Below are 1,738 nucleotides of genomic sequence, written 5' to 3'. Positions count from 1 at the left end.
AATTTTAATGCTAGCATTAGTACATTAGGTATGAACTCGGTACTTGTAAGTGGATATTATTTAAGATTTGATGGTTAATAGCAAAAATAAACATTAACTCAACAAGGAGATAGACAGACTACTGTAGCAAAATAACTAAAGCAGAATAATATAGAAGGCGAATATTATTTTGGAGGTACTTATGTGCAACTACCATTGTAAAGACTGTGAGAATCTTGGACAATGTATGTCTATGATGAATATACTAATGTATGATGAAGAAGACGAAGAAGATAAAGATTTTAAATACATGTATCGTAAGAGTTATACCGTAATATATCCTATGGTAAAACACCATTGTGATATGAAGAGATTTATTTTTAATTGGAAGTCGGGAAAGAATGTTCCATCATAGATATTTGATAAACAGCTGTGCTAGGCTGTTTTTATTTTTGGCAATTGTAGGACACCTGTTATACATATGACCCCAGTATCATATCCAAACAAAAGTAACTTAGCATTTAATAAAAAAATTGAAAACTATTTAGTTCCACCTGTTTGTACCCGAATTGATGCAGAATTAAAAACATACTATGATAAATTATGCGAATCTGACTTAAACAAAGACGAATTAATATTACAAATTTTAAGTGAATCTAATAGGTTAGTTTTAAAAGAAGTAGTTTCAATCTCATCTGCGTTTGCTCAATATAGCGATGAATATAAAAAGAAAATTGTTGAAGATGCTGCTAATATTCTTTAGAGTTATCTATTTCTAAAACTCTATTTGTTAATGATACAATAAATTAAAATTTAATGTTATTAAAAATAACACATTTATATTGTAACTACAGGATAATTATAATAATATTAGTAGGTTAACTATGCGTACAAAATTGATTAACTCAAGCGAACAACCAAGTCAAGGTTATGGAGCCGGTGACGGCACAACAGAACGGTATGAATATGAATGCCCTTGTGGAAAAGGAACAATTATTGAAGAACATGATAATATACCAGGCTTTAGGGATCATGACGTTTATATTGTGTGTGAAGATTGTAGTGAAAAATATGAACTTAATACATCAAAAGGCACTAGAGGCTGGGAGTTAATAGAAAAATAAGTAAGTTATCATAGTCGGGTATTTGTTATAAAAAATTGCTTTTATTTATTTGATTTATCAGAGTGACAGATTTATGCAAAATAGTATTTTTATAAATATATTCACTTTGGTAAATTTTTCTTATTTACTTACATTTTAGAATCGCATATAATACTTGTATAAATTTAATATACAAGCTGGAGGTATAAAATACATGAAATTACTTGCGAGAATGATTCTAATTCTTGCTATAGTTGTGATCCTAATGGTTGTATTTACTATACCAGTTAGTTAATCAATTGTAGCCGGTTCATATTTGGGTGTGAAAACCCTTTATGAATCGGCTTATGTTTATAAAAATATAAAATTATATATATATAATCGGAATATATAGTATTAATGCATTACATAATATAATATAAAGTGTGTTACCCTTGTAAATCGTTTATATGACCCAAATAATACAAGGTCCTTGCAAGGCTTGATGAAGTATTTTGATTAAAGGAGAAACTTTAAGAAAGTTACTGAAATAAATATTACTACTGGGGGGAACAACATGGAGTTATCAACTATTTTTTTAATATTTGTATATGCGTTTAATATAATATCAGTTCTAAGACTAATTTTTATAAAACGAAGTGATACGAGAGTTATAT

3 protein-coding genes are annotated in these 1,738 nt (G+C 28.1%); all 3 read left to right on the top strand.

Going from position 1 to position 1,738, the window contains the following annotated elements:
* Positions 1-181: 181 nt before the first annotated feature.
* Positions 182-394 (top strand): hypothetical protein, encoded by a 213-nt coding sequence (locus LGK95_RS21995; protein WP_226127038.1) that lies wholly within the window; start codon positions 182-184, stop codon positions 392-394.
* Between the two features lie 66 nt (positions 395-460).
* Entirely contained in the window at positions 461-742 is a 282-nt protein-coding gene (locus LGK95_RS21990; protein WP_226127037.1) for a hypothetical protein, read from the top strand.
* A 121-nt stretch (positions 743-863) separates the two neighbouring features.
* On the top strand, positions 864-1,103 hold the full coding sequence (locus LGK95_RS21985; RefSeq protein WP_226127036.1) for a CSL-type zinc finger protein: 240 nt from the start codon (positions 864-866) through the stop codon (positions 1,101-1,103).
* Positions 1,104-1,738: the final 635 nt, after the last annotated feature.

This window comes from Clostridium algoriphilum (assembly GCF_020443705.1).
GTDB classification, from domain to species: domain Bacteria; phylum Bacillota; class Clostridia; order Clostridiales; family Clostridiaceae; genus Clostridium_AD; species Clostridium_AD algoriphilum.
Note: the sequence above shows the minus strand (reverse complement) of the source record. Positions and strands in the feature narration are given on the sequence as shown.